This window comes from Pseudomonas sp. FW300-N2F2 (assembly GCF_017351655.1).
In the GTDB taxonomy this organism is placed as follows: domain Bacteria; phylum Pseudomonadota; class Gammaproteobacteria; order Pseudomonadales; family Pseudomonadaceae; genus Aquipseudomonas; species Aquipseudomonas fluorescens_AA.
Genome location: NZ_JACNDQ010000002.1, coordinates 508,033 through 511,262 on the forward strand (window position 1 = coordinate 508,033; position 3,230 = coordinate 511,262).

The 3,230-nt window shown below is 63.8% G+C and carries 3 protein-coding genes; 1 reads left to right on the forward strand and 2 read right to left on the reverse strand.

Annotated features, from left to right (window positions below; translation table 11 throughout):
- Window positions 1-64 precede the first annotated feature (64 nt).
- Entirely contained in the window at window positions 65-1,198 is a 1,134-nt protein-coding gene (locus J4E63_RS17105; RefSeq protein ID WP_207282741.1) for a cupin-like domain-containing protein, read from the reverse strand.
- A 92-nt stretch (window positions 1,199-1,290) separates the two neighbouring features.
- Window positions 1,291-2,061 (reverse strand): trans-aconitate 2-methyltransferase, encoded by a 771-nt coding sequence (gene tam, locus J4E63_RS17110; RefSeq protein WP_207282742.1) that lies wholly within the window; start codon window positions 2,059-2,061, stop codon window positions 1,291-1,293.
- A 143-nt stretch (window positions 2,062-2,204) separates the two neighbouring features.
- On the opposite strand from tam, the gene J4E63_RS17115 reads away from it, so the two are divergent.
- Window positions 2,205-2,939, forward strand: coding sequence for a thioesterase II family protein (locus J4E63_RS17115; protein ID WP_207282743.1), 735 nt, complete (start codon window positions 2,205-2,207; stop codon window positions 2,937-2,939).
- Window positions 2,940-3,230 lie beyond the last annotated feature (291 nt).

Below are 3,230 nucleotides of genomic sequence, written 5' to 3' on the forward strand. Positions count from 1 at the left end.
CGCAGCCCAGCGGGAGCAAGCTCCCTCGCCACAGGTCTGTGTTCACAAAAGTAGTGTTTGACCGCTACCAACCCCGCCCTGAATTCACCCAGAAATTCACTGACAACGACGTCGACACCGACTCCACCTGATGGAACCAGCCTTCCGGCAAAAACAGCAAATCCCCAGCCTCCAGCGTCACGCGCATGAAGGTCACGTCCCGGGCGTGGGGGAAGCGTTGGTAGTCCGGCGCGTCTGGGTTGAAGTCGCAGCCGTCCAGCCCGCCTTGGGGGGCCGTGGACCAGGTGCCCAGGGCTTCGCGGTGGTGAGGCGCGGCGAGGGTGAAGATTTTCTGGCCCCAGACCTGGGCGAACAGGTTGTCGGTGTCGTCGCGGTGCAGCGGCGTCAGGGTGCCCTTGGGGCCGATCCAGATGCGCGGAGGGATGAACAGCGACGGGTCGAAGTAGGGCGGAAGCTTGATCTGCTCCATCAGCCGCGCCGGCAGGATGTTGTTGCCCATGTAGGCCGGTGGTTCGCCGTCGGTGCCCTTGGCCGCCGGGCTGTCGAGGGAGGCGATGAAGTCGGCCATGGACGTGGAGCGAAAGTCCCGCTCGGTGGAGAAGGTCTTCTTCACGTAGTCGCCGTGGCGGGTGATGCCTTGCAGTTCGGCAAAATGCACCAGGGATTCTTCGCGGCTGAGCTTGAACAACGGCCAGTCCTGCAAGGCATCGCTGATGACCAGCGGAATGCCGTGGGGCAGGTACTGGGCGCGAAATTCCTGCACCGACAGCCCGCTGCGAGGCCGCCGTTGCACGGTGCGTTGGGTCGGCAGGCTGGCGGTGAGCTTTTCGCTGAAGCGCGGCGGGGTGGGGTAGCGCTTGTTCATGTCGACTTTTTCCACCACGCCACCGCCATGCCGGGCATGGTCGATGATCTGCGGCAGCAACGTCGCCAGGCCCATGTTGCCGCCGATCTTCAGGCGACCGCTGGCGAACAGTTCTTCCACGTTGGCCATGCCGGCCATGATCCCGAGGAAGTCCTTCTCCGCCACCTCGATGGTGACGTCGGGGCTGGTGTGGCGGCCAGCCTCGGTGCGGCTGCTGGCCTTGACCTCGGACCAGTACGCCTGGTGCGGGCCGAACACGAATTGGAAGACGCCTTCGATACCAACGGCGCCGGCATTGGCGAACAGCTTGCCCAGGATGGTTTGCAGGTCCACGGCGGTCACTCTTGCGGGTTTTTGGTCTTAGCAGGTAACGAGGGGCCGGAGCAGAAATTTAGGCCCTCGTCGCTGCGTCATCGACCCTCGCCCTAGCGTGTCGCGACCATGAACACCCGGGGAAACGGCAGCAGCACGGTCCCATCGTCCAGGGCTGGATAAGCCTGCTCGATCGCCTTGAGATAGTGCGCCAGGTACTGCTCGCGTTGCGTCTCGTCCAGCGGTTCGAGAAACGGCCGCAAGCCGCTGCCCTTGAACCATTCCACCACGCCTGCGGCGCCGCCGGCCAAGGGGTGATGGTAGGTGGTGCGCCACACATCGACGCGGCTGCAGTGGGGCTTGAGGATCGAGTAATAGGTGCTGGGATCCTCCACCTCGGTACGCGAATCCGCCGCCCCGGCCAGTTGGCTGGCCCAGGGACCGTTGGTGGCGATTTCCCGCATCAAACGATGGGAGGGCTGGTGCAGGGTGTCGGGCATCTGGATCGCCAGGCTGCCACCGGGGGCGAGTTTGCCGATCAGCGAGGGCAGCAGGGTGGCGTGGTCGGGCAGCCATTGCAGCACGGCGTTGGCGAAGATCACGTCGAACGGCCCGGGTTCATCCCATTGGCCGATGTCCGCGGTGTCGAACGCCACGGCGGGCAAGCGTTTGCGTGCGGCGTCGACCATGTCGCTGGAACTGTCCAGGCCGCGCACCGTGGCGCCGCTGAAATGTTCCACCAACAGTTCGGTGGAATTGCCCGGGCCACAGCCCAGGTCGATCACCGAACGGGCCTGTGTGGGGGGAATGGCGGCGAGCAGGTCCCGGGACGGACGGGTACGTTCCTGTTCGAAGGTGACGTATTGCTTGGCGGACCAGCCCATGGCGTTCTCCTGTGCGGTGGAGTGAGTCGAGGTCGCCAGTATAAGGTCGGACGGGAAAGATGGAGCGAACGTAACGGTTTTGACTAATTTTGTGGGTTACGATCTCGTTATCTTTCCTACACGACCGATCGGAGAAAACCGCAGTGACCCAACTGACCCTGCTGTGCCTGCCTTATTCCGGCGCCAGCGCGATGGTGTACAGCCGCTGGCGGCGCAAGTTGCCGCAATGGCTGCATGTGCAACCGGTGGAGTTGCCGGGACGCGGGGCGCGCTTCGACGAGCCGCTGCACACCGACATGGGCCCGTTGGCGATGCAACTGGCGCGGGAGCTGTACCCGACGCTCCAGGCCCCGTACGCCTTGTTCGGCCACAGCCTGGGCGCGCTGCTGGCCTGCGAAATCGCCCATGCCCTGCGTGAGCTCGGCTGCCCGGAACCGGTGGCGCTGTTTGCCTCCGGCACCGCGGCGCCGACGATGCGGGCCGACTACGACCGCGGTTTCGCCAAGGCGAAAACCGACGCTGAGTTGATCGAGCAACTGCGCACCCTCAACGGCACGAGCGAGGAGATCCTGGCCAATGAAGAACTGATGGCCCTGACCCTGCCGATCCTGCGTGCCGACTTCTTGCTGTGCGGACGCTTCCAGCCGCGGCAACGGCCGCTGCTCGACTGCCCGGTGCATGTGTTCGGCGGCACGACCGACAAGGCCACCACGGAGCAACTGATGGGCTGGCGCCAGGAAACCACGGGCAGCTTCTCGGTGGACATGCTGGCGGGCGGGCACTTCTTCATTCACGAGCACGAGGCCAAGGTGCTGCGGCTGATCAAGGATCAGTTGAGCGTGCATCATCGGCGGCATGGGTTGGCGATCAGCGCCTGATTGGATTCCCGGCTCATTCAAATGCCTTTCCCACATTGGCTGGGGTGATCCATCCCCTGTGGGAGCGAGCTTGCTCGCGATGGCGTCGTGTCAGTCAGCGAACAGCAAGCTGACCCACCGCTATCGCGAGCAAGCTCGCTCCCACATGAGTGCTCCGCATCATTCTCGAAATCTTCGTCCTGCCCCCTTCCTGACACAAATTCCCAAACGCTAATTTTTCCGGCTTGCATTCGTTTCATAGGGACGACTTGCCTTTGTGCCTTGTGCCCACTGATTCCGGATACCCCAGAA